Origin of the sequence: Marinobacter sp. (genome assembly GCF_052094685.1) — a bacterium.
Classification (GTDB): Bacteria; Pseudomonadota; Gammaproteobacteria; order Pseudomonadales; family Oleiphilaceae; genus Marinobacter.
Genome location: NZ_JBQDKB010000001.1, coordinates 65698 through 89573 on the forward strand (window position 1 = coordinate 65698; position 23876 = coordinate 89573).

Sequence of the window (23876 nt, forward strand, 5' to 3'; positions counted from 1 at the left end):
TACTCGAGACTGAACAGGCCAACACCGGATGCTGAGAAACCGCTTCCCCCTTAACGCAGAACACGAAAAAAGCAAGCTGCCGATGGGCGGACTCATCCGGAAACGGGCGAAACGCCTGTTCATGATTCTGTTAGCGCTGCTGGCCGTGCACATTCTTATAATCTGGACGGTTGAAGAGCTGACGCTGTTTGAGTCGCTGTGGATGACAATGACAACGATTGCCACGGTGGGCTACGGCGACTACGCGCCCGTGACTTACATTGGCCGAATCAGCACTATCCTGCTCATGTTTGTGGGCGCAATCACCATGCTGACCCTGATTGTCAGCGATTTTATCGAGTACCGGTTCTACCGCCGGGAACGCATCCTAACCGGACGTTGGATCTATAAAATGAACAACCACATTGTCATTATTAATACCCCGAAGCACGGCGGCATGACGTACTTCATGCGTTTTGCCACACAAATCCGCTCTGTACAGGGCTACGAAACCATTCCAATCATGATACTCACGCGCGAGTTTCCGAATGGTCTCCCAGCCGAACTGTCTGATCTTGGCATCGTACATTTCCATGGCTCCGGGTTCGATCCAGAAGCATTGAAGGCGGTGCATGCGGGAAGCACACGGCACATTGTTGTGCTAGCCGCCGACGAATCCGACCCCCACTCAGACAGCCTTACGTTCGACATATCCCATCGCCTAGCCGAGCTTAACCTTGGCCAAAAAACCACTGTGGAGTGTGTTACAGACGCGAATCGTAGCCGCTTCAAAGAGCTTGGCGTGCGGGCGATTATACGCCCGGTTCGTACCTACCCGGAGATTATGGTGCGATCTGTGGTAGCACCGGGGTCGGAAACGGTGCTGGAAGACATGTTCAATTATGAGCACGATCACCCACACCGCTACGATCTGGAGCTTGACGATCTAAACTGGGCTGATATTGTCAGCGCATTAATTCGCCACGGCATTGGCACCGCGCTGGCGTATATTAACGATAGCGACGAAGTTATCTGCCATCCGCCCGTAAACGGTGAAATCGAGGGGAAAGGGCTTATCGTGTTGGTGAAATCAAGTAACCCCCCAGATCTTGAAGTGGTAAAAGACGCATTGGAACGCTATCGCGTTTTTCTGAAGAAATGGAGAAACCTGCAGGACAACCCAACCTCAGCCGACTCTCCCGCTGCCCACTGAGTGATTTTTACTAGGCATCGTCTATGGAATCCGTACTTTTTCAGCCGCTGGTGGATGCGCTTGCATCGGGCCAGCACCAAGCCGTTGTAAACGCAGCGAATCTGTTTAATGCTGCGGACCTTGCTGAATTTATAGAACAAAATCTGGAAAGTGATTCAGGTGGCGCCCTGTTCCAGAGCTTGCCCTTGGCTTTGCGTGCGAAGGTTCTGGGCTACACCAACCCAGACACCCAGCTGCTGCTAACACAGGCAACGCCGCTGGCGGAACTCGCGCTGCTTACAGCCGAAATGCCATCGGATGACCGGGTTGATTTTTTCAATCTACTTGATGAATCTCGTCAGAAACAGCTCATCAGTAAGCTTGATGAGGAAGACCGAAAGGATCTGACTGCACTTCTGGCTCACGCTGAGGGAACTGCCGGCTCTTTGATGAGCACGGATTACGCAGTGTTTGAATCAGGTATCACGGCCAGTGAAGCCATAGACATTCTGCGCAAAACAGCCAAAGACAAAGAAACCATTTATCAATCGTACGTGATTGACGAGAACCAGGTGCTAATTGGCGTAGTATCCCTGCGCCGCCTTATCATCGCCCAGCCTGATTCCATTATTGATTCTCTGCTTGCGACCGGTCTGGTATCTACCCATACGAACACATCTCAGGACGACGTTGCCAGGCTGATTGCCAAGTACGACCTGCTGGCCCTCCCCGTACTGGACGATCACGACCGCCTTGCAGGGATTATCACCTACGACGACGCCATGGATGTTATCGAGGCAGAAGCAACAGAGGATATTCACAAAGGGGGGTCGGTGAGCAATCTGGAAACCGGCATTACCACGGCCTCACCTTTCTCGCTTTACCGCTCACGGATTCAATGGCTGATCATTCTCGTATTTGCCAACATTTTTACCGGTGCTGGCATCGCACATTTTGAAGATATCATCGGCGCCCACCTGGCCTTGCTGTTCTTTATGCCCTTGCTGGTTGCCAGTGCTGGCAACGCAGGTGCCCAGTCCGCCACGCTGGTGATACGAGGTATTGCCACCGGGGATGTGGTAAACAGCGATTGGGTTCGGCTATTTAATAAAGAGCTGCTGGTGGCAGCGGCACTCGGCTTAACCATGGCACTCACCGTGTGGGTGGTAGGCATGTTCCGCACGGAAATGGCCATTGCCACTACAGTGGCGATAACTATGATTGCGGTTGTGCTTGCCGGCGGCCTGATAGGCATCTTGTTACCGCTGTTACTCAACCGATTGGGCGTAGACCCGGCTGCTGCGAGCATACCGCTTATCACGACCATTGCCGACGTAAGCGGCGTAATGATCTATTTCACGATCGCTTCGATGATCTTAGGGCCTTAACACCTTACTCTGCAGACTGCTTTTCTCGATTAGCCAGCAAGCCCAGCTGGCACTGACCAATTTCTGGCTCGCTAAGTAACTGCCTGGGGGACTCGCCCTTAGCCAGCCGCCCAAGCAGCGCAGAAAATGGCTGCCCTAATCCGCACGTTTCCGCCTGGGTGCCGAGCCGCTGAACATCGATACCTTCAAGCGCAACAGCTCTTTGCTCCAACCACGCTCTGCTAAGCTGGCGCAGTAGTTGGTCAATATCGTCGTACCCATCGGCGGTATTACCAGCTTGCTCACCAGATTCGTGCATGCCAGCAAGACAATAACCCTGCTCAGCCTTACTGATCAGGTTCAGAAAAACCGGGCATTGCCGGGCCAACCGTTCTGCCCAAACAAGAAGCCGGGAAGGGTCGCCAGACTTAAGCTCGAACTCCACCTCATGAAGCGGCATTTCGTGTTCACCCGCAACAATCATGCCCTCGTCTACAGCACACTCAATAACAGCTTCACCGTCATCCAGCATGACAATCTGCCGGGTAAAGTTGGTTTCAAAAACAGGCGCGAGTTGTGCCAGATTGATTCCACCTCCCAGCGGTGTATCCGCCAGCAAGCCCAGCGAAAGTGAAGGCCCTGAAAGCGGCCATTCCCATTCCTGGCGACGGTGTGCACCGTTAACAAATTCGCCCTGAGTCTTGAGTGTCTGGATATATTGGTTTCCGGCCTGGCGCACACGCAAGGCTGCGTACTGCTGGTTAAGTTCAGCGCCAGGCGTGTCGTAGTAGCAATTCACCAGCGTTTTCCTTACTCCTGCTTGGGCCTCGGGGCGGGCCAGCAGCCATTCCTGGGCCTGAGCTTGGGCGCCTTTCGATAGGGTGAGTTTAATTTCCAACTCTACAGCCATAGGTTCTCCAAAAAACACGGGGCTAAAAACGCAAAAGCCGGTGACCTAGGTCACCGGCTTTTTATACTACTGGATTAGCCTAGCGGCTGATCAGAAGTAGTAAGTTGCGCCAACGGCAGCAACAGAGCGCTCATCCGTAGTCGCGGTAGCGCCAGAGGAGTCAGTATACTCGTATACCTCGTCGCCACCGCCGATGTAACCTTCAACGTATACGTACATGTTGTCAGACAAGCTATGCAGTGCCTGCAGCGTGATAGTGTCGTTTTTGTCAGAGCTAGAGTTATCATCTTCTTGATACTCATATGCCAGAGCAAACTGATTTTTGCCTAGTGTATAAACGCCCATCAGGCCGTAGATGTCAGCAACATCTTTACGGGTCTGGAATTGACCGGTTACACGCAGGTTCGCAAAATTACCGCTGGCACGCAGGCCGTAGGTGTTTTCATTGTTGACGCTAGGGGCACCGCTGGAATAATTCTCGCCACCGTCGTTAGAATCCACGGCAAACGCCAGTTCCAACGCGTCGATCTCGTATACAGCTGACAGCTGGTAAGGGTATGACTTCTTGTTCTTCATGCCGTCACCGTCGCCATTGAACTGAACGGCTGCACCCAGAGTCAAGCCACCGAAAGACGGTGCTTTATATTGAACCAGATCGCCTTCGCCAGTGTCGTAGAGGCCACCAAGGCTCAAGCTTGCAACTTCAAAGAAGTTGGCAATTTCGTCTACAGCGGTTTCGTAAGTAGAGTCATCAGAACCTACCCATACTTGACCGAAGTTATCGCCGCGCACACCAATGTAGGCTTCGTCGAAACTACCCAGGCCACTGTTGCCAGCCTTGTTGTCGGCATCAAATTCCAGTTCGGCTTTGAAAAAGCCAACGATGCCCGGAGCAAGAACGTGGTCGTGCTTCACGCCGATAGTGGAGCCGTTGTCGGCGAGTTCAGTCGCAGATGGGCCGCCATCATAGTTGTCGTGGGTGATTGCCAGCTGAATGTTGCCGTAAACCTGCGGCATAGAATCCATCTTGGCCGCCAGCTCGGAAGCAGACAAATTACCCTCTGCAGCGAATGTTGCACCGGAGAAAGCAACAGCAGCAATAGCAGATGCAATGAGTGTTTTTTTCATGTTGTATTTCCTTTTGCGAGTTATGTCAGGTTTTAACAACGGGTTAATCCCGATTTTTTAGGGTGCCCCAGGTCAACTGGATGGCTCTGATCTTAGGGCTGCAACATGTCAACTCTATGACATGGCAGCAACTTTTTTTATTATTGAGACCCGCACCAAGCCAGGTCTTTATAGTTCAGTGACTTACATCGCTCTCTTAAAGCGCTGCCTGATGACTCTGTTTTAATACACCAGCGCCTATTTTGCAAATATTTAATATTGATTTTTTAGCCTATTTGGCACAAACACGCCTGCAACGGCGATCAGCGGGTTGAGAGCAAAAAGGTGACCGGCCCGTCATTAAGCAAGTTCACTTTCATATCTGCACCGAACTGCCCTTCTTTCACTCTTTCTACACCCACGCTTAAGCGCGCAAGATCAAGAAAATCCGTATAGAGGGTTTTTGCTATTTCCGGTGTTGCCGCCCTAGAGAAGCCCGGGCGAGTGCCAGAGGAGGTATCCGCTGCAAGTGTAAACTGAGGAACAACAAGTAGGGCGCCACCTGTGTCGAGCACGCTTAGGTTCATTCGCCCCGATTCATCAGGAAAGATACGATATGAAAGGACTCTTCGGCAAAGCTCCTTTGCCTCATTCTGCCCGTCTCCGCGCTCCACACCCAAAAACAATAGGATGCCGGCACCTATTCTCGATATTTCGCGACCATCAACGTCAACGCTTGCTTTAGACACCCGCTGGACAAGTCCTTTCATCTGCTTTTTTGGCAACTCTAGCTAAACGAGAATTAAAATCAGGTAAGAGTGTATCCATGCGTGCAACTTCTCGCAAGCCTAGCCTGATTGAAAGCGTCATCCAGCATTTTTCTCTGCCTTTGCAATCACCCCCTCAACCCCCCGAATGAGTGCATCTACAATGGCAGGCTCGGAAGCAGAATGCCCAGCGTCACGAATAATACGCAAATCTGCTTCGGGCCATGCATTGCTGAGGGCGAGGGCATTATCCAGCGGGCAAACCATGTCGTAGCGTCCATGAACAATGACACTGGGTATGTGCCGAAGCTTGTGAGCATCCCTCACAATTTGGTTGTCCTCAAGAAACGCAGAATTCATGAAGTAATGGCACTCGATTCGCGCCAACGCGATCGCAACATGAGGGTGGCCAAAATGCTCAACTACCCGCGGATTTGGCTGTAACGTTGCACAGCGGCCTTCCCATATGGACCAAGCCTTTGCGGCCTGAATCTGCTCCAACTCGTTACTACTTGTCAGCCTGCGATAGTATGCACTCACCATCTCCCGCCGCTCACTTTCGGGAATCTGTGCCTCAAACTCTTGCCAATAGTCCGGGAACACCCGGCTTGCACCTTCCTGGTAGAACCAGGAAATGTCCCGCGGGCGGCATAGAAAGATCCCCCTAAGCACAAGGCCCAGTACCCGCTCAGCGTGAGTTTGAGCGTATACCAAGCTGAGAGTCGACCCCCAGCTACCACCGAAAAGCAGCCAGCGATCAACACCCAGAAATAAGCGGATGGTTTCCATATCCTGAACCAGCTTGTCGGTGCTATTGCCCGCCAGCTCGGCCAGGGGTGTCGAGCGACCAGCACCGCGCTGGTCCATCAGAATGATTCGAAAACGTTCAGCATCAAAAAAGCGGCGATGGTAATCCTCGCACCCTCCTCCGGGCCCACCATGTACGAAGAGAACCGGGATGCCCTCAGGGTTACCACTTTCCTCAACGTACAGCTCATGGGGCTCTTCCACCGCCAGCCGGTGTTTAGCGTAAGGTTTGATGTCTGGGTATAAGGTGAGCATGAGCCACTCCGCTATTCAGATGAAATTCCATAACAGTGTAGCGGAGATGCCTCGGCGGTGAATCGCGTTTGAAGAAAGCAAAGGCAAAAAAAAGCCGGGGCTGTCACCAGCGCCGGCCTGATTCAATGCGGGAACATTACTTCTTGTTCGCGCGTTTACGGTCGTTCTCAGTAAGGTGCTTTTTACGCAGACGAATAGACTTAGGCGTCACTTCCACCAACTCTTCGTCGTCAATAAACTCCAGCGCCTGCTCAAGAGTAAACTTGATCGGCGGTACCAAGGCAATGACTTCATCCTTGCCGGAGGCACGCATGTTGTCGAGCTTCTTACCCTTCGTGGGGTTGATCACCAAGTCGTTGTCACGACTGTGGATACCACAAAGCTGCCCTTCATAGATGTCCTGGCCGGGATCGAGGAAAAGCTTACCACGACTCTGGAGGGTCTCCAGAGAGTAGGTCAAAGCTGTGCCCGTTGCCATGGAGACCAGCACGCCGTTCTGGCGACTGGTTACATCACCGCCCTTGATGGGGCCGTAATGGCTAAAGGTTGAAGTAAGAATACCCGTGCCGGAGGTCATGGTCAGAAAGCTGTTACGGAAGCCAATCAAACCACGAGCAGGAATGGTGTACTCAAGCCGCATACGGCCTTTGCCATCCGGAACCATGTTGGTAAGCTCGCCTTTACGCAGCCCCATTTGCTCCATCAAAGGGCCCTGATGCTGCTCTTCGATATCGACAATGACGTTTTCGTATGGCTCTTGCTTTTCGCCGTCCACTTCCCTGATAACCACTTCCGGGCGACCAACGGCCAGCTCGAAGTTTTCGCGGCGCATGTTTTCAATCAGAACCGACAAGTGCAGCTCACCACGGCCGGACACCTTGAACTTGTCCATGGTTTCGCCGTCTTCAACCCGCAGAGCTACGTTGTGCAGCAGCTCTTTCTCCAAGCGCTCTTTAATGTTCCGGCTGGTTATGAACTTGCCTTCCTTACCGCAAAACGGTGAGTCGTTTACTTGGAAGGTCATAGATACTGTAGGCTCGTCTACCGTAAGTGCTGGCAGGGCCTCAACATTATTCATGTCGCATAGGGTGTCGGAGATGTGCAGCTTATCCAGGCCGCTTATGCATATGATGTCACCCGCCTGAGCTTCTTCGACTTCTACACGCTGCAAACCGGAGTGACCCATAATCTTCAGGATCCGACCTTGGCGTTTTTTGCCATCGGCGCCAATGGCAATCACCGGTGAGTTGGTTGTGATCTTGCCACGGGCAATACGACCGATACCAATCACACCTAGAAAGCTGCTGTAATCGAGCTGGGAGATCTGCATCTGGAAGGGACCATCCAGATCAACAGCAGGCGCGGGCACGTGGTCAACGATGGATTGAAAAACAGCATCCATGTTGTCGTCCAGCTGCTCATGCTCCAGGCCGGCAACGCCATTCAGGGCACTGGCGTAAACAATCGGGAAATCCAGCTGCTCATCGGTCGCACCAAGGCTGTCAAACAGATCAAAGACCTGATCAACAACCCAGTCTGGGCGGGCGCCCGGGCGGTCAATCTTATTCACCACCACAATCGGGCGTAGCCCGGCTGCGAAGGCTTTCTGGGTTACAAAGCGAGTCTGTGGCATGGGGCCGTCGATGGAATCAACCACCAGCAGCACACAGTCAACCATGCTCATTACCCGTTCCACTTCGCCGCCAAAATCCGCGTGGCCTGGGGTGTCTACGATATTGATGTCGTAGCCGTTCCATTTAAGAGCGGTGTTTTTGGCAAGAATGGTAATGCCCCGCTCTTTTTCCTGGTCGTTGGAGTCCATAACGCGCTCGTTCTCGAGCTCTTTGCGGTCCAACGTGCCAGACAGACGCAGCAACTTGTCTACGAGGGTGGTCTTACCATGGTCAACGTGGGCAATAATGGCGATATTACGAAGTTTTTCAATCACAAAATTATTCCTGCGGAATGCACTCAATGACCTGAGAAAACCGTTCGAGGGCAACGCCCACACACGCCATCTCAAATCTGTAAAATGAACTCATCCACCGGAGCCTGGCGGCCCGGCGCCTCACACGTGACAACCAGATTGGTATCCGGGCACATGCGGAGAAAATGAAGCGGCGCGCAGTATATCGAAAACTCGGCACCGTTTATATGAAGAAGAACGCCTATTTCTTAATCAATTTCGCCAAACAATCACATCGCACCAATTTAGCGCAACCACAGAACCCACCTCCCAGCGGCGCACCAATATAGTGCGCCCATTCATTGCATCAAAAACTCATCCGAGAGAATTCCAACCTGCAGACACGCGAAAAACGCCGTAGTCAGCAAAAAACCGTTATTCCAGGACTGCCACTTAAAACTGGCAAGCACCTTGCTTTAATTCACCCATCAGGTTTTTTAACCTCCTGCGCGGCGGAAATGTGAAGGTAAGAATCGACAGCTTTTGCTAAGCTGCGCAGACCTGTACAACAGACCGGAGTTTGGCACTACAAGGCCGCCCGGAACACAGATCACGAATACACCCGCGGCGCGGGACTACTTACGGAGCATGCACAATGTCCAAGACAGTTGATTTGATCAAAGAGCACGAAGTCAAATGGGTTGATCTGCGTTTCACCGACACCCGCGGTAAAGAGCAGCACGTAACCATGCCTGCAAACGTGGTAGATGAGGACTTTTTCACCGAAGGCAAAATGTTTGACGGCTCCTCTATCTCGGGCTGGAAAGGCATCAACGAATCCGACATGATTCTAATGCCCGATGACAGCAGCTCTGTTCTCGATCCGTTCACCGAAGAAAGCACCATCAACATCACCTGCGACATTGTTGAACCTTCTACCATGCAGGGTTACGAGCGAGATCCTCGCTCCGTTGCGCACAGGGCCGAAGAATATCTAAAGTCCACAGGCATCGCAGATGGCGCACTGTTTGGCCCCGAGCCCGAGTTCTTTGTTTTTGACTCTGTTAAATGGAAAACAGACATGCAGGGCTCCATGTATGAGCTCTACTCCGAAGAAGCAGCTTGGGTCTCCGGGGATGATTTCAACCGAAATAACATGGGCCATCGCCCGGGCGTAAAAGGCGGCTATTTCCCGGTACCACCAGTAGACAGCCTGCATGATCTACGGGGCGCCATGTGTGCTGCTATGGAGTCCATGGGGCTGGAGATTGAAGTACACCACCACGAAGTAGGTACAGCTGGCCAGTGCGAAATCGGCGTTGGCCCCAACCCGCTCACCAAAAAAGCGGACGAAGTTCAGGTTCTGAAATACTGCGTACACAACGTGGCTCACGCTTACGGTAAAACCGCCACCTTTATGCCCAAGCCCGTTGTCGGCGACAACGGCTCTGGCATGCACGTGCACATGAGCCTGAACAAAGATGGTAAAAACCTGTTTGCAGGCGACAGCTACGCTGGCCTTAGTGAAATGGCGCTGTTCTATGTTGGCGGCATCATCAAGCACGCAAAAGCTATCAACGCGTTCACCAACCCAGCCACCAACAGCTACAAGCGCCTGGTTCCGGGCTACGAGGCCCCGGTTATGTTGGCGTACTCTGCCCGCAACCGCTCTGCCTCTATTCGCATTCCCTACGTAACCAGCCCCAAAGCCCGCCGCGTGGAAGTGCGCTTCCCCGACGCAGCAGCTAACCCGTACCTGGCATTTGCCGCGCTGATGATGGCCGGTCTTGATGGTATCCAGAATAAGATTCACCCTGGCGACGCCATGGACAAGGATCTGTATGACCTGCCCAAAGAAGAAGCTTTGAGCATCCCGAAAGTGGCTGAAACCCTGCAGGAAGCTCTGGATTGTCTGGCAGAAGATCACGAGTTCCTGACCCGCGGCGGTGTGTTCACGGAAGATATGATCGAAGGTTACATCGACCTTAAGCGTGGCGAGGTTGAGCGCATCAATATGACCACTCACCCGGTTGAGTTCGAGCTGTACTATTCATGCTAAGACCGCTCCGGCGAACTCTTGTTAAAATCGCTGCGCGATAAATAGCAACACCAAAAGCCTCGCTCCCACACAGAGCGAGGCTTTTTTTGTGACGCTGAACACAATGCCGCCGCCCTTAACGATATGTAATCATCATCTCCCCTCTGCCACATTGAAAAGGTCACCCCGGCCATTGATAATCAGAACAAATATTACTGCAGGCTGTATTTATGAACCCAAGGCTTGGAATTACCGTGGGGCTAATGCTCCTGATCGCAGCGCCGGTCACCGCAGAGGTTTACCGCAATGTGGATGCACAGGGCAATGTAACCTTCTCCGATGAACCGTCAAAAGGTGCAAAGGAAGTAAAAGTAAAACCGGTTACAACCATCACGCTTCCCAAACCGCAAAATGTCCGAGAAACTGACAAGCTCCGAGCCGAGGTAAAACGGGAGGGCTCGGTGTATGAGAGCGTTTCATTCACCTACCCTGAAAACGAGCAAGCATTCCATAGTGGTAGTGGCGACGTACGCTTTGAAATGCGCAGCACGCCCGGGCTTGAGTCAGGCCACAAATACGAAGTCACGCTAGATGGCCAGCCGGTAGGCCAAAGCACGTCTGGCTCCGTTACCGTCAGCAATGTGTTCCGGGGCTCTCACGAGGCTGGCATTCATATTGTGGATAATAATGGCGTTCAAATTAAAACAGGTAGCTCTGTTCGCTTTACCGTTCATCGTCCTTCGACTCAGAACTAACACGCCACCAGCGCACTATTATGGTGCTCGCGCATCAAAATAGTGCAACAATGCGGACAGCAACGGCGTGAAACGCTCGGCTGTCCGGATTTTACCGCACAGCCTGCCCCCAAAATAAAGCCCCGCCAGCGCCTTTGCTGCCCGACCCGCGCACCTAATCAGTCAGATATGCAGCAAGAGCATCGAGACTGGTTCGGTTTTTGCTCAATCCTGTTACAACCAACAGGAAGTCATCATGGCAGTCGCATCAGCCAACGCCTACAGATACAAGAACATACTGGATAACCTCACCACAGCCGTTGTTGTGTTGGAATCCGATCTGGCAATCCGCTATCTAAACCCTGCGGCCGAAAGCCTGTTTGAAACCAGCATGGCCCGCAGCACCGGCCTCGCGTTCGGCGACGTCATCCTGAATTCTGACGGCGCCTTCAAAACCCTGCGCAAAGCCGCTGAAACTGGCCACTCTTACACGCGCCGAGAAACAGAACTTTTGCTTGCCAGCGGCTCACGGCGAACGGTGGACTACTCTGTATCACTCCTCGACCAGAACCCCGTTACGCTACTGATAGAGATACAACCCAGAGATCGTCTGCTACGAATAAGCCGAGAAGAAGATCTGATCGCGCAGCAGGAAACCACACGAACTCTGGTACGTGGCATGGCCCACGAAATCAAAAACCCCCTTGGCGGCATCCGCGGTGCCGCACAACTACTTGATCGTGAGTTGAGCAGCGAGGGCCAGAGGGAATATACCCAGATCATCATTGAAGAAGCGGATCGCCTGCGTAATCTGGTAGATCGCATGCTGGGCCCCAACAAGGCGCTAAAACTGGCTCCCACCAACATCCATGAGATTCTTGAGCGCGTGCGCACCCTGCTGGAAGCAGAAAGCAAGGGCCGGGTACAGTTCAAACGAGACTACGACCCTAGCCTGCCCGAGTTTTCGGGGGACAAAGAACTGTTAATTCAGGCTTTTCTAAACATTGCACGCAATGCCATGGAGGCGGCCTTTGAAAGCTCGTCAAACCAATACGGTGAGACTGAAACACCGGCTATTACCCTTCGTACCCGCGCCCTACGGCAGGTCACTATCGGCTCGAAGCGCCACCGGCTTGGATGCCGGATAGACATAATAGACAACGGCCCGGGAATTACTCCGGAGCTGCGCCAAAACATCTTCTACCCAATGATTAGCGGCCGTGCTAACGGCACCGGGCTTGGGCTGTCCATTACTCAGAGCATCATCAGCCAACACCACGGCTTAGTTGAGTGTGAAAGTGAGCCTGGCCAAACAGACTTCATCACCTTCCTGCCCCTGGAGGGCACACCATGAGCCAAAAACCCGCCAAAATCTGGATCGTTGATGACGACCGCAGCATACGCTGGGTGCTGGATCGTGCCCTAAGCCAAGCAGGCATACAGCCCACAGCTTTCGAAAGCGGCGAAAACATCATGACGCGGCTGGAGCACGAGCAACCCGATGCCATTATCAGCGATGTTCGCATGCCCGGCGTGGACGGCATCACCCTACTGTCACGGATTGTTGAAACACATCCAGACCTACCCGTTATCATCATGACCGCCCATTCTGACCTGGAAAGTGCTGTAACCAGCTACCAAACCGGCGCCTTCGAGTATCTTCCGAAGCCCTTTGATGTAGACGATGCCGTTGCTCTGGCAAAACGGGCAATCGCTCACAGCCGCGAAAAGCGTGCAGTTTCCGAGCCCCAAACAGCAATCGTTCAGCAAAGTACCGAAATCATTGGCGAAGCCCCCGCCATGCAGGAGGTTTTCCGCGCCATCGGCCGGCTTTCTCACTCCAACATTACCGTTCTAATTAACGGTGAAAGCGGCACCGGCAAAGAGCTGGTGGCCCAGGCATTACATAACCACAGCCCCCGGGCCCGGCATCCGTTTATTGCCCTTAACATGGCGGCCATTCCCAAAGACCTTATAGAGTCGGAGCTCTTCGGCCACGAAAAAGGCGCTTTTACCGGAGCTACCGCCGTACGCCAAGGCCGTTTCGAACAAGCCAACGACGGCACTCTGTTTCTTGATGAGATTGGCGACATGCCCGGCGATACCCAAACCCGGCTACTACGGGTTCTGGCCGATGGTGAATTCTACCGAGTGGGCGGCGCCACACCCATCAAAGTTGATGTCCGCATCATCGCGGCTACTCATCAGAACCTGGAGAAACTCGTTCAGACTGGCTCGTTCCGAGAGGACCTCTTCCACCGGCTAAACGTAATCCGTGTGCACCTGCCAAAGTTGGCCGAACGCCGTGAGGACATTCCCCGACTAATGCAGCACTTCCTCCAACGGGCTGCCCGCGAACTGGCCGTGGAGCCAAAAAACCTGCGATTGGAGGCCGAGAGCTATCTCACCACTCTCCCCTGGCCTGGCAATGTGCGGCAACTTGAGAATACCTGCAGATGGCTCACTGTCATGGCAAGCGGCAGAGAAATCCATGTTAATGATTTGCCTCCCGAGTTACGTCACCACGAAAGTGAACCTCACGCCATCGGAACCACCTGGCAGGAGGGGCTGAGAAATTGGGTAGACCAGGAGTTAAAGCGAGGGGAAAAGGCAATTCTGGAGTCGGCGGTGCCGGAGTTTGAAAAAATCATGATTGAGACTGCGCTGAAACACACCGAAGGGCGACGCCGGGATGCGTCGATTCTCCTTGGCTGGGGGCGAAATACTCTCACGCGCAAAATAAATGAGCTGGGCATGGATCGCGCTGAGGAAGAATGAGCCCACAGCTAACCTAAAAAAACGGCTGCCGAAGCAACCGTTTTTGGTTACCAACACTCAGTCTTAAAACGGTATGTCGTCATCAAAATCGTCAACCGGCTCAGGCATGCTGCCACCCTGTGCTGGCTGACCTTGGCTTTGATTTTGGCTATAGCCGCCAGACTGCTGAGACTGCGGGCTGCTCTGGGACTGAGCAGCGGGCGCTGTTTGCTGCTGGGGACGACCAGAAGGCGCACCTTGGTTCATGCCACCCTCACTGCCACGGCTGTCCAGCATCTGCATCTGGCCGTTAATATCAACAACCACCTCTGTGGTGTAAACGTCCTGACCTTCTTTGTTCTGCCACTTACGCGTCTGCAGCTTGCCCTCAATATAAACTTTAGAGCCCTTACGCAGGTACTGGCCGGCTATCTCGGCAATCTTGCCGAACATAACGATTCGATGCCATTCCGTTTTGGGAACCAGCTGGCCGGTCTGGCGATCCTTATAACTCTCGTCGGTGGCAAGATTCAGGTTCACCACGGCATTGCCGTTAGGGGTGTAACGGGTATCCGGATCTTGCCCAAGATTCCCGATAAGAATAACTTTGTTTACGCCTCTTGCCATGTTCTGCTCCCGATTCTGTTTTCATGGATGCCCGCACTCCTTGCAAGCCTCCGGATTTCAAGAACTGCTACTTGGCTGGACAAATGGAAAGTCCGCAAGTAACGCCTCATCAAAATACTGTCGATCCACCTTGAGATAGGCGGTGCCAGCGTTTTCCACAATAACCACATCCTGCACGCCCGGCAGGCGGCGCAGACTGCCGTCTACATCGTCGTACTGGTCGCTGACCATATCTCGCAACTGTACCACGAAACCAGCCGTGTGGCCCGGCGCCGGCATGGTTAGGGCCACCAACAACCAGAGCCCAAGCACCGTCACCATAAACCACACAACCCCTTCAATTCCAACCTGCTGAAGCAAAAATCCACCTAAGGCCCCGCCCAGAAAAGCGCCCATAAACTGCGAGGTAGAATACACACCCATGGCCGTCCCTTTGCTTGCGGCCGGCGCTTCTTTGCTAATCAACGACGGCAAACTGGCTTCAAGCAGATTGAAGGCCATGAAGAAGAAAAATAGCACAACCCATGCAATAAGAAGGCTATCTGCCACTCCAGCAAGCCCAGCTGTTGCCAGTGTAAGCAACGCAATCGCACCACAGAGCACCGGCTTCATTTTGCGCTTTTTCTCACCAATGATGATAAACGGCACCATGGCAAAAAATGAGGTAATCATCACACTCAGATAGAACCACCAGTGTGAAGCACTGGCCAACCCAAGTTGATTCTGCAAAACAGATGGAAAAACCAGAAACAATGAGGTCAACACCAGGTGCAGCGCGAAGATCCCAAAATCCAATCTCAACAGACGCTTGTCAGATAAGACACGCCCCAACATGGCTTTTGCAGGATGGGTGTCCGCGCTGGCTTTATGTTGATGGGGCGTAGGCACAACGCGGCTGACTACGAGAAAGGCAAACATAGCCAGCACGGCGGTTGCGTAGAAAATCCCAGACAACCCCCATACCGAACCCAACAAAGGCCCCAGAACCAGAGACACAGAGAACGACAGTCCTATAGAGATGCCTACGGTTGCCATCGCCTTGGTTCTTTCTTCCTCCCGGGTCAGGTCACTGAGCAACGCCATGAGCACACTAGCGATGGCTCCCGCCCCTTGTAGCATCCGCCCGGCGATTACCACGTATATCGAATCTGTGGACCCTGCCAGTATGCTGCCCGCAGCGAAAAGAACCAGGCCGATATAAATCATGCGCTTGCGGCCAACGCGGTCTGAAAGCAAACCAAAAGGTATCTGCAATAATGCTTGGCTCAACCCATAGGCGCCAATGGCAAGACCAAGCAGAGCCGGCGTAGCGCCTCTAAGCTCTTCACCCAACAGCATGAATACCGGCATAACCATGAAGAGCCCCAGCATACGCATGGCATACACAGATGCCAGCGCAGATACGGAGCGTTTTTCCAGCGCATTCATGGTAGTTAGCTCCTCTGTCGGGGTTGAAAATGTGACTTTGCAGAAAAATATATGCTCCGCAGGCGGCGCATTGTAACAGAAGGTTCTCTGGCGGGGCACAGCTACAACTTTACCGACATCTTCGCCGCCGCCGGCGTAACGCGGTATAATTTCCGTTTTTTCCAAGCGAGGCAATATGGATCATATCCAGATCAAAGGGGCACGAACCCACAACCTGAAGAACATCGACCTGGATATCCCAAGGGACAAGCTGATCGTCATAACGGGCCTATCCGGCTCAGGCAAATCATCCTTGGCATTTGACACGCTTTATGCAGAAGGTCAGAGGCGCTATGTGGAATCACTATCCACTTACGCGCGCCAGTTTCTCTCTATGATGGAAAAGCCCGATATCGATCACATCGAGGGTTTATCTCCTGCCATTTCTATCGAGCAAAAATCCACATCGCACAACCCTCGTTCAACCGTTGGCACCATTACCGAAATTTACGATTATCTTCGACTACTTTTTGCCCGGGCGGGCGAACCAAGATGCCCCGAACACGGCCAACCACTGGAAGCGCAAACCGTAAGCCAAATGGTTGACCAAGTGCTGGCCATGCCGGAGGACAGCAAGCTAATGATTCTTGCGCCGGTTATCCGGGACCGCAAAGGCGAACACCTGCAAGTGGTTGAGACCATGCGCAGCCAAGGTTTCATCCGATTGAGGGTGGACGGCACCGTATATGACATCGACGATGCACCGGTGCTCGACAAAAAGCGCAAACACCAGATAGATGTGGTCGTTGACCGCTTCAAAGTAAAACCGGGCTTAGAACAACGATTAGCTGAGAGTTTCGAAACCGCCCTGGGGCTGGCCGACGGCATAGCCCTGGTCGCGCCGATGGATGGAGAGATAACTGGAGAAGGCAAAGAACAAACCTTTTCAGCAAAATACGCGTGCACTCAGTGTGGCTACGCGCTGAGCGAACTGGAACCCAAACTGTTCTCCTTCAACAGCCCCGCCGGGGCCTGCCCTACCTGCGACGGCCTGGGCGTTAAGCAGTTCTTTGATGCTGACAAAATTGTGCAGCACCCTGAAGCGACACTTGCCGCGGGTGCTATTAAAGGCTGGGATCGACGGGCAGTGTACTATTTTCAGCTACTGGGCAGCGTTGCTGAACACTACAACATAGATCTGGAAACCCCCTGGGAAGAGCTCCCAGAAGATGTCCGAACGACACTGCTCTTCGGCTCCGGCACCGAAGAGATTGCCTTTCGTTACGTGAATTCTCGCGGCCACATCATGGAAAAAGCTCACTCATTCGAGGGGATTATTCCAAACCTTGAGCGCCGCTACCGGGAAACTGACTCCCAGAGCATACGCGAAGAGCTGGCCCGTAATCTTAGTACCCAAGCCTGCAAAGAATGCCATGGCTCCCGCCTGCGTCGCAGTGCACGCAACGTGTTCATCGAGCAGCGCAACCTGTCGGATCTAACTCGCCTCCCAATCGGCGAAGCCTATACCTACTTCGATACTCTGGAGCTGCCCGGGCGCAAAGGCGAAATTGCCGAGAAGATCACGAAAGAAGTCAGGCAGAGACTCCAATTCCTAGTCAATGTCGGCCTAGAGTATCTAACGCTCGAACGCAGTGCTGACACCCTGTCGGGAGGTGAAGCGCAACGCATAAGACTCGCCAGCCAGATTGGCGCAGGCCTTGTTGGCGTTATGTACATCTTGGACGAACCCTCTATAGGGCTTCATCAACGAGATAACGATCGCTTGCTGAGCACCCTTACCCATCTTCGCGACTTGGGCAACACCGTTATCGTAGTTGAACACGATGAAGATGCCATTCGGGCCGCCGATTACGTGATTGACATAGGCCCAGGCGCCGGGGTACATGGCGGCGAAATCATTGCCCAAGGCACACCTGCGCAAATCCTTGAAAACCCCAACTCGTTGACCGGACAGTACCTCAGCGGAGCCAAGGAAATAGCCATCCCGGCGACACGAAACCAGGGTACAGGCGAAAACCTCATTTTAAGCGGCGCCTCCGGCAACAATCTGCAGGATGTCACCCTCACCCTTCCCCTAGGCATCATGACCTGCGTCACCGGCGTTTCTGGCTCCGGCAAGTCCACTCTAATCAATAGCACCCTGTACCCAGTGGCCGCCGCCAAGCTGAACAAAGCCACCAGTCTAAATGCATCACCCTACGAAGGGTTAAAGGGGCTTGACCAGCTGGACAAGGTGATCGATATAGATCAGAGCCCCATCGGGCGCACACCCCGCTCAAACCCCGCCACCTATACCGGCCTATTCACCCCAATTCGGGAGCTTTTTGCAGGCACTCAGGAGGCGCGATCACGGGGCTACAAACCCGGTCGTTTCTCCTTCAACGTAAAGGGCGGCCGATGTGAAGCATGCCAGGGTGACGGCATGATCAAAGTTGAAATGCACTTCCTGCCGGACGTGTACGTTCCCTGCGACGTGTGTAAGGCCAAACGCTATAATCGGGAAACTCTTGAGGTGCGTTATAAAGGCAAGAATATCAACGAGGTTCTGAGCATGACGGTGGAGGAAGGCCGGGCATTTTTTGATGCCGTGCCCTTTCTTGCCAGAAAGCTACAGACATTGATGGACGTAGGACTCTCCTACATTCGACTTGGGCAAAGTGCTGTCACCCTGTCTGGTGGCGAAGCTCAGCGCGTAAAGCTTGCCAAAGAGCTATCCAAGCGGGACACCGGAAAAACCCTGTATATCCTAGACGAACCCACAACAGGGTTACACTTCTACGATATCCAGCAACTGCTGAACGTACTGCAACGCCTACGGGACCACGGCAACACTATCGTGGTCATCGAGCATAACCTTGACGTCATTAAGACGGCTGACTGGGTTATCGACCTGGGCCCTGAAGGCGGCTCAGGAGGCGGGAAAATCATTGCAGAAGGCACGCCGGAACAAGTGGCTGCAACCTCAGCCTCACATACCGGCTACTACCTGAAAAAATTGTTGCCGGGCTAACCGGCACAAAAAAACCGGAGGCGTTTCCGGCTCCGGTTTTTTCTAAACTAAACGGCGATGTTACTTGCCGTCTTCGTCTACTTCTTCTGCTTCGATCTCCAACGGACGACCTACCAGCTCAACAAATGCCATAGGGGCATTGTCGCCAGCACGGAAGCCACACTTCAGAATACGAAGGTAACCACCCGGACGTTCGTTGTAACGGGGGCCAAGCTCGTTAAACAGCTTAGCAACCGCTGCGTCGTCGCGCAGGCGAGAAAACGCCAGACGACGATTCGCAACCGAATCTTTCTTGGCGAGCGTGATCAAAGGCTCTGCTACACGACGAAGCTCTTTGGCTTTCGGCAGCGTTGTTTTAATCAGCTCATGACCAACCAGTGACGCAGTCATGTTACGAAACATGGCCTTGCGATGCGCACTGGTCCTGCTGAACTTACGACCACTCTTACGATGACGCATTGCTCTGATTCCTTACCTTAAACTAATCGGCAATCAACCGCCCAAAACCCGATCATCGCCACGAAGGCTAGCCGGTGGCCAGTTATCAAGACGCATACCCAGAGACAAACCGCGAGACGCCAAAACGTCCTTAATCTCGGTGAGCGACTTCTTACCAAGGTTAGGCGTCTTCAACAGCTCAACTTCTGTGCGCTGGATAAGATCGCCGATGTAGTAAATGTTTTCAGCCTTCAAGCAGTTAGCTGAACGCACTGTCAGTTCCAGATCATCAACCGGGCGCAGGAGAATCGGATCAATTTCTTCCTCTTCCTCAACGCGTTCTGGCTCTTTTTCATGATCGAAATCGACAAATACCGCCAGTTGCTGCTGGAGAATCGTGGCCGCCCGGCGAATTGCTTCTTCCGGATCGATAGTGCCATTTGTCTCCAAATCAATAACCAGCTTGTCCAGATCGGTACGCTGCTCTACTCGTGCACTTTCCACGGAATAGGCTACACGACGAACCGGGCTGAAGGTTGCATCCAGTTGCAGACGTCCGATGGCGCGGGTTTCATCTTCGTCGAGACCACGCTGATCTGCAGGCTCATAGCCGCGACCGCGTGCAACGCGTAGACGCATGTTCACTTCACCGTTTTCACTCAGGTGACAGATCACATGATCCGGGTTGGAAATCTCAACGTCATGATCCAGCTTAATATCACCAGCTGTGACAACGCCCGGACCTTTCTTGCTGAGCGTTAACTCAGTGTCGTCCCGACCGTTCATTTTGACCGCAACGCCTTTGAGATTCAGAAGAATCTCGATTACGTCTTCCTGGACACCCTCAATGGCGCTGTACTCGTGCAAGACACCATCAATCTGCGCTTCAGTTACGGCGCAGCCCGGCATCGAAGACAAGAGAATGCGACGCAACGCGCTACCCAAGGTGTGACCGAAGCCTCTTTCCAGAGGCTCAAGAGTAACCTTAGCGCGAACTGCACTCGATTCTTTCACGTCAATCGTACGAGGTGTCAATAACTCTTGTACTGAACGCTGCATAGACGCCCCTATCTGCTATCGTTGCTAACTGGGCTTTACTTAGAGTAAAGCTCGACGATGAGGTTCTCGTTGATGTCGGCCGGCAACTCAGTACGCTCAGGTACTGAACTGTAAACGCCAGACATCTTAGTGGCGTCGACCTCTACCCAGCTCACCGGTGCACGGCTTGCAGACAGATCCAGAGCGCCTTTAACGCGCAGCTGATTTCTGGCCTTTTCGCGTACACTCACAACATCACCTGGCTTGACCTTATAGGAAGCAATGTTCACTACCTTGTCATTAACCAGGATCGCCTTGTGGGAGACGAGCTGACGGGACTCTGCACGGGTAGAACCGAACCCCATGCGATATACAACGTTATCAAGACGCGTCTCGAGAAGCTGCAGCAGGTTTTCACCTGTGGCACCTTTTAGGCGAGCCGCCTCTTTGTAATAGTTGCGGAATTGCTTTTCCAGAACGCCGTAAATACGACGGACTTTCTGTTTTTCACGAAGCTGTACGCCGTACTCAGACAGACGACTGCGTCGTGCGCCATGCATACCCGGCGGAGTCTCGATGTTGCACTTGGAATCAAGTGAGCGAACACCGCTCTTCAGAAAAAGGTCTGTCCCTTCACGACGAGACAGCTTGCACTTCGGGCCTATATAACGAGCCATATTTCACTGTCTCCTGTGTTAGACGCGGCGCTTTTTAGGCGGACGACAACCGTTATGGGGAATCGGCGTCACATCTGTGATGTTAGTGATCTTGTAGCCGCACCCATTAAGAGCACGAACTGCAGATTCACGTCCGGGCCCGGGACCCTTAACCTCTACGTCCAGGTTTTTAAGGCCGTATTCAGCAGCCGCGTTACCGGCTCTTTCAGCTGCTACCTGCGCAGCAAAAGGTGTACTCTTGCGTGACCCACGGAAACCGGAACCACCAGAGGTAGCCCAAGACAGGACGTTGCCCTGACGGTCAGAAATGGTCACGATAGTGTTATTGAAGGACGCGTGAACGTGCGCGACGCCATCAACAACGGTCTTTTTCACCTTTTTACGGGTACGTGTACCTGGCTTTGCCATGTTTGCCTACCTGTTACCTGCGAATAGGTTTGCGTGGACCTTTACGGGTGCGCGCGTTGGTCTTGGTGCGCTGGCCGCGGACTGGAAGTCCGTGACGGTGGCGCAGACCACGGTGACATCCGAGATCCTTCAAACGCTTAATGTTCATCTGTACTTCACGACGCAGATCGCCTTCAACGAGTGCTTTACCAACTTCTGTACGAAGTGATTCAAGCTGCTCGTCGGAAAGGTCTTTGACCTTTACGTCCGGCGTAACGCCGGTTGCATCGCAAAGCTTCTGGGCTGTTGTCTTGCCAACACCAAAGATATAGGTCAGCGAGATAACAGCATGTTTGTGATCGGGTATATTGACACCGGCTATACGTGCCATCCAAATTACTCCGCGTTCAAAGCTATGCTGTGTGAATTTTCCGCCACTAATAAGGGCGCGAAATAATAGCGCCTGACCCGCTACCGAGTCAAGCGCTACTATTCATGCCCCTTTCACAGGCCAGACCGCTTCCCGAAGGAATTAGCCCTGACGCTGCTTATGGCGAGGCTCCGAGCAAATGACTCGTACTGAGCCATTGCGACGAATTACTTTGCAGTTACGGCAAATTTTCTTTACCGAAGCGCGTACTTTCATTGTCGACTCCAGTTTTCAAGGGGAACGGGTTTAACCGTTCCGACCATAGCCCTTGAGATTGGACTTCTTCATCAGCGATTCATACTGATGCGACATCAGGTGCGACTGAACCTGGGCCATGAAATCCATCACCACGACTACAACAATCAGCAGTGAGGTGCCACCCAAATAGAAGGGCACATTCCCCGCAACCATCAGAAACTGAGGGAACAGGGAGACTGCTGCAATGTACATTGCACCGAACAGAGTCAGGCGAGTCAGAACACCATCAATATACTTGGCAGTCTGATCACCCGGACGAATGCCCGAAATAAACGCGCCAGAGCGCTTGAGGTTATCCGCAACTTCTTTCGGGTTGTACATCAGTGCTGTATAGAAGAAGCAGAAGAAGACCACCGCTGCTGCAAACAGAATGATGTACAACGGCTGACTTGGAGCCAGTGCCTGGGAGACATCGCTGAGCCACTCCATACCTTCGCCCTGGCCAAACCACTGTCCCAGCGATGCCGGGAACAGCAAAATGGAAGAAGCAAAAATGGGCGGAATGACGCCAGCCATGTTCACCTTCAAAGGTAGGTGACTAGACTGTTGAGCAAACACCCGGCGCCCTTGCTGCCGCTTCGCGTAGTTGATGGTCAGCCGACGCTGCCCACGCTCCATGAAAACTACGAAGCCAACTACTGCAATCGCAAGGATACCGATCCCCAGAACAACCAACAGGCTCATCTCGCCGTTACGAGCCTGTTCCAGAGTCTGACCAATTGCACCGGGAAGCCCGGCGACAATACCTGCAAAAATCAACAGGGAGATGCCGTTGCCAACACCTCGCTCAGTAATCTGCTCACCCAGCCACATCATGAAGACCGCACCGCTCACGAAAGAGACAACCGCCACAAAGTGGAAACTGAAACTATCGTTAAAGGTGACGCCCTGAGAGGCCAACCCGACAGAAATACCAAAACCCTGAACCAGAGCTAAGACAACCGTACCATACCGCGTGTACTGGCTAATCTTTCGACGGCCAGCCTCACCCTCTTTCTTCAGCTGCTCAAGTTGCGGACTTACCGCTGTCATGAGCTGCATGATGATCGAGGCAGAGATATACGGCATGATACCGAGAGCGAAGATACTCATGCGCTCGAGCGCACCACCTGAAAACATGTTGAACATACTCAGAATTGTACCCTGATTCTGCTCAAACAGTGCTGCCAGCCGGTCTGGGTTAATACCTGGCACCGGAATGTGGGCACCTATCCGGTACACCAACAATGCCAGGAAGACAAACCAGAGCCGCGATCGCAGCTCTGCCAGTCCTTTTCCCGCGCCCGCAGGCAATGATGCGTTCTTGGCCATTTAGTCCTCGACTCGCCTTAGTCTTCGACTTTGCCACCCGCGGCAGAAATTGCCTCGCGCGCGCCTTTAGTTACCCGAAGTCCTTTCACGGTTACTGCGCGGTCGAGCTCGCCCGACAGGATAACCTTGGCTTCGCGAATTTCTTCGCGGATGATGTCAGCCTTCTTAAGAGCTGCAATATCCACAATGTCGCCTTCTACCTTCGCCAGTTCGTTCAGACGAATTTCGGCCACATAGCGCTGCTGGCGCGATGTAAAACCAAACTTCGGAAGACGACGAGCCAAAGGCTGCTGACCACCCTCGAAACCAGGAGCAACACTGCCACCGGAACGGGATTTCAAACCCTTGTGACCACGGCCACCGGTTTTACCGAAACCGCTACCGATCCCACGACCAACGCGCTTCGCAGCAGGACGTGAACCGGGCTCTGGACTAAGTTCGTTTAGACGCATC

General features: G+C 53.2%; 22 protein-coding genes. 7 read left to right on the forward strand and 15 right to left on the reverse strand.

Annotated features, from left to right (window positions below):
* Positions 1–28 precede the first annotated feature (28 nt).
* Together ACTH3S_RS00270 and mgtE are read left to right on the forward strand one after the other, a co-directional pair.
* The gene (locus ACTH3S_RS00270; RefSeq protein WP_441807017.1) at positions 29–1192 is read left to right on the forward strand and encodes a potassium channel family protein; all 1164 of its coding nucleotides are present in this window, start codon (positions 29–31) and stop codon (positions 1190–1192) included.
* Between the two features lie 23 nt (positions 1193–1215).
* The gene (gene mgtE / locus ACTH3S_RS00275; protein WP_441807018.1) at positions 1216–2559 is read left to right on the forward strand and encodes a magnesium transporter; all 1344 of its coding nucleotides are present in this window, start codon (positions 1216–1218) and stop codon (positions 2557–2559) included.
* A 4-nt stretch (positions 2560–2563) separates the two neighbouring features.
* On the opposite strand, the gene ACTH3S_RS00280 is transcribed toward mgtE, so the two are convergent.
* The 5 genes from ACTH3S_RS00280 to typA all read right to left on the reverse strand — a co-directional run bounded on the left by ACTH3S_RS00280 (position 2564) and on the right by typA (position 8332).
* Entirely contained in the window at positions 2564–3448 is an 885-nt protein-coding gene (locus ACTH3S_RS00280; RefSeq protein ID WP_441807019.1) for a CYTH domain-containing protein, read from the reverse strand.
* A gap of 90 nt (positions 3449–3538) precedes the next feature.
* Positions 3539–4576: a porin gene (locus tag ACTH3S_RS00285; RefSeq protein WP_441807020.1), complete on the reverse strand. Its 1038-nt coding sequence runs from the start codon at positions 4574–4576 to the stop codon at positions 3539–3541.
* A 302-nt stretch (positions 4577–4878) separates the two neighbouring features.
* On the reverse strand, positions 4879–5325 hold the full coding sequence (gene dtd / locus ACTH3S_RS00290; RefSeq protein ID WP_441807021.1) for a D-aminoacyl-tRNA deacylase: 447 nt from the start codon (positions 5323–5325) through the stop codon (positions 4879–4881).
* A 96-nt stretch (positions 5326–5421) separates the two neighbouring features.
* Positions 5422–6384, reverse strand: coding sequence for a prolyl aminopeptidase (gene pip, locus ACTH3S_RS00295; protein ID WP_441807022.1), 963 nt, complete (start codon positions 6382–6384; stop codon positions 5422–5424).
* 136 nt (positions 6385–6520) lie between these two features.
* Positions 6521–8332 (reverse strand): translational GTPase TypA, encoded by a 1812-nt coding sequence (gene typA, locus ACTH3S_RS00300; RefSeq protein ID WP_441807023.1) that lies wholly within the window; start codon positions 8330–8332, stop codon positions 6521–6523.
* A 613-nt stretch (positions 8333–8945) separates the two neighbouring features.
* Here typA and glnA point away from each other — a divergent pair.
* The 4 genes from glnA (at position 8946) to glnG (ending at position 13840) form a co-directional block, all read left to right on the forward strand.
* Positions 8946–10349 carry a glutamate--ammonia ligase gene (gene glnA, locus ACTH3S_RS00305; protein WP_441807024.1) on the forward strand — a complete coding sequence of 468 codons (1404 nt, stop codon included), beginning with the start codon at positions 8946–8948 and terminating at the stop codon, positions 10347–10349.
* A 209-nt stretch (positions 10350–10558) separates the two neighbouring features.
* Entirely contained in the window at positions 10559–11083 is a 525-nt protein-coding gene (locus tag ACTH3S_RS00310) for a DUF4124 domain-containing protein (protein ID WP_441807025.1), read from the forward strand.
* 235 nt (positions 11084–11318) lie between these two features.
* Positions 11319–12416: a nitrogen regulation protein NR(II) gene (gene glnL, locus ACTH3S_RS00315; protein ID WP_441807026.1), complete on the forward strand. Its 1098-nt coding sequence runs from the start codon at positions 11319–11321 to the stop codon at positions 12414–12416.
* Positions 12413–13840 (forward strand): nitrogen regulation protein NR(I), encoded by a 1428-nt coding sequence (glnG, locus tag ACTH3S_RS00320; RefSeq protein WP_441807027.1) that lies wholly within the window; start codon positions 12413–12415, stop codon positions 13838–13840. Before glnL ends, glnG begins: the two co-directional genes overlap by 4 nt.
* Before the next feature lie 63 nt (positions 13841–13903).
* Here glnG and ssb read toward each other — a convergent pair whose 3' ends face one another.
* Both ssb and ACTH3S_RS00330 read right to left on the reverse strand, forming a co-directional pair.
* On the reverse strand, positions 13904–14446 hold the full coding sequence (ssb, locus tag ACTH3S_RS00325) for a single-stranded DNA-binding protein (RefSeq protein ID WP_441807028.1): 543 nt from the start codon (positions 14444–14446) through the stop codon (positions 13904–13906).
* A 57-nt stretch (positions 14447–14503) separates the two neighbouring features.
* Positions 14504–15874, reverse strand: a complete 1371-nt coding sequence (locus tag ACTH3S_RS00330) for an MFS transporter (RefSeq protein WP_441807029.1) — start codon at positions 15872–15874, stop codon at positions 14504–14506.
* 175 nt (positions 15875–16049) lie between these two features.
* On the opposite strand from ACTH3S_RS00330, the gene uvrA reads away from it, so the two are divergent.
* Positions 16050–18884, forward strand: a complete 2835-nt coding sequence (gene uvrA, locus ACTH3S_RS00335) for an excinuclease ABC subunit UvrA (RefSeq protein WP_441807030.1) — start codon at positions 16050–16052, stop codon at positions 18882–18884.
* Between the two features lie 60 nt (positions 18885–18944).
* Here uvrA and rplQ read toward each other — a convergent pair whose 3' ends face one another.
* From rplQ to rplO, 8 genes are all read right to left on the reverse strand, one after another.
* Positions 18945–19343 (reverse strand): 50S ribosomal protein L17, encoded by a 399-nt coding sequence (rplQ, locus tag ACTH3S_RS00340; RefSeq protein ID WP_441807031.1) that lies wholly within the window; start codon positions 19341–19343, stop codon positions 18945–18947.
* 33 nt (positions 19344–19376) lie between these two features.
* Positions 19377–20381 carry a DNA-directed RNA polymerase subunit alpha gene (locus ACTH3S_RS00345; RefSeq protein ID WP_441807032.1) on the reverse strand — a complete coding sequence of 335 codons (1005 nt, stop codon included), beginning with the start codon at positions 20379–20381 and terminating at the stop codon, positions 19377–19379.
* Between the two features lie 35 nt (positions 20382–20416).
* A complete protein-coding gene (gene rpsD, locus ACTH3S_RS00350; protein WP_441807033.1) occupies positions 20417–21037 on the reverse strand; it encodes a 30S ribosomal protein S4 in 621 nt (206 codons plus the stop codon).
* An 18-nt stretch (positions 21038–21055) separates the two neighbouring features.
* On the reverse strand, positions 21056–21445 hold the full coding sequence (gene rpsK / locus ACTH3S_RS00355) for a 30S ribosomal protein S11 (protein ID WP_071267319.1): 390 nt from the start codon (positions 21443–21445) through the stop codon (positions 21056–21058).
* A gap of 13 nt (positions 21446–21458) precedes the next feature.
* Complete coding sequence (gene rpsM / locus ACTH3S_RS00360) at positions 21459–21815, reverse strand: 30S ribosomal protein S13 (protein WP_441807034.1); 357 nt, start codon at positions 21813–21815, stop codon at positions 21459–21461.
* 141 nt (positions 21816–21956) lie between these two features.
* Positions 21957–22070, reverse strand: coding sequence for a 50S ribosomal protein L36 (gene rpmJ / locus ACTH3S_RS00365; protein ID WP_008174902.1), 114 nt, complete (start codon positions 22068–22070; stop codon positions 21957–21959).
* A gap of 30 nt (positions 22071–22100) precedes the next feature.
* A complete protein-coding gene (gene secY, locus ACTH3S_RS00370; protein ID WP_441807035.1) occupies positions 22101–23423 on the reverse strand; it encodes a preprotein translocase subunit SecY in 1323 nt (440 codons plus the stop codon).
* 17 nt (positions 23424–23440) lie between these two features.
* Positions 23441–23875, reverse strand: coding sequence for a 50S ribosomal protein L15 (rplO, locus tag ACTH3S_RS00375; RefSeq protein ID WP_441807036.1), 435 nt, complete (start codon positions 23873–23875; stop codon positions 23441–23443).
* Between the last annotated feature and the right edge of the window lies 1 nt (position 23876).

What these genes read in the sequence shown, in the direction of transcription:
- secY (WP_441807035.1), bottom strand. Translation starts at nt 23,423, where the DNA reads ATGGCCAAGAACGCATCATTGCCTGCGGGCGCGGGAAAAGGACTGGCA.
- mgtE (WP_441807018.1), top strand. Translation starts at nt 1,216, where the DNA reads ATGGAATCCGTACTTTTTCAGCCGCTGGTGGATGCGCTTGCATCGGGC.
- rplQ (WP_441807031.1), bottom strand. Translation starts at nt 19,343, where the DNA reads ATGCGTCATCGTAAGAGTGGTCGTAAGTTCAGCAGGACCAGTGCGCAT.
- rpsK (WP_071267319.1), bottom strand. Translation starts at nt 21,445, where the DNA reads ATGGCAAAGCCAGGTACACGTACCCGTAAAAAGGTGAAAAAGACCGTT.
- uvrA (WP_441807030.1), top strand. Translation starts at nt 16,050, where the DNA reads ATGGATCATATCCAGATCAAAGGGGCACGAACCCACAACCTGAAGAAC.
- rpsM (WP_441807034.1), bottom strand. Translation starts at nt 21,815, where the DNA reads ATGGCACGTATAGCCGGTGTCAATATACCCGATCACAAACATGCTGTT.
- ACTH3S_RS00345 (WP_441807032.1), bottom strand. Translation starts at nt 20,381, where the DNA reads ATGCAGCGTTCAGTACAAGAGTTATTGACACCTCGTACGATTGACGTG.
- rplO (WP_441807036.1), bottom strand. Translation starts at nt 23,875, where the DNA reads ATGCGTCTAAACGAACTTAGTCCAGAGCCCGGTTCACGTCCTGCTGCG.
- glnL (WP_441807026.1), top strand. Translation starts at nt 11,319, where the DNA reads ATGGCAGTCGCATCAGCCAACGCCTACAGATACAAGAACATACTGGAT.
- rpsD (WP_441807033.1), bottom strand. Translation starts at nt 21,037, where the DNA reads ATGGCTCGTTATATAGGCCCGAAGTGCAAGCTGTCTCGTCGTGAAGGG.
- ssb (WP_441807028.1), bottom strand. Translation starts at nt 14,446, where the DNA reads ATGGCAAGAGGCGTAAACAAAGTTATTCTTATCGGGAATCTTGGGCAA.
- ACTH3S_RS00330 (WP_441807029.1), bottom strand. Translation starts at nt 15,874, where the DNA reads ATGAATGCGCTGGAAAAACGCTCCGTATCTGCGCTGGCATCTGTGTAT.
- ACTH3S_RS00270 (WP_441807017.1), top strand. Translation starts at nt 29, where the DNA reads ATGCTGAGAAACCGCTTCCCCCTTAACGCAGAACACGAAAAAAGCAAG.
- glnA (WP_441807024.1), top strand. Translation starts at nt 8,946, where the DNA reads ATGTCCAAGACAGTTGATTTGATCAAAGAGCACGAAGTCAAATGGGTT.
- glnG (WP_441807027.1), top strand. Translation starts at nt 12,413, where the DNA reads ATGAGCCAAAAACCCGCCAAAATCTGGATCGTTGATGACGACCGCAGC.
- rpmJ (WP_008174902.1), bottom strand. Translation starts at nt 22,070, where the DNA reads ATGAAAGTACGCGCTTCGGTAAAGAAAATTTGCCGTAACTGCAAAGTA.
- ACTH3S_RS00310 (WP_441807025.1), top strand. Translation starts at nt 10,559, where the DNA reads ATGAACCCAAGGCTTGGAATTACCGTGGGGCTAATGCTCCTGATCGCA.
- pip (WP_441807022.1), bottom strand. Translation starts at nt 6,384, where the DNA reads ATGCTCACCTTATACCCAGACATCAAACCTTACGCTAAACACCGGCTG.
- dtd (WP_441807021.1), bottom strand. Translation starts at nt 5,325, where the DNA reads ATGAAAGGACTTGTCCAGCGGGTGTCTAAAGCAAGCGTTGACGTTGAT.
- ACTH3S_RS00285 (WP_441807020.1), bottom strand. Translation starts at nt 4,576, where the DNA reads ATGAAAAAAACACTCATTGCATCTGCTATTGCTGCTGTTGCTTTCTCC.
- ACTH3S_RS00280 (WP_441807019.1), bottom strand. Translation starts at nt 3,448, where the DNA reads ATGGCTGTAGAGTTGGAAATTAAACTCACCCTATCGAAAGGCGCCCAA.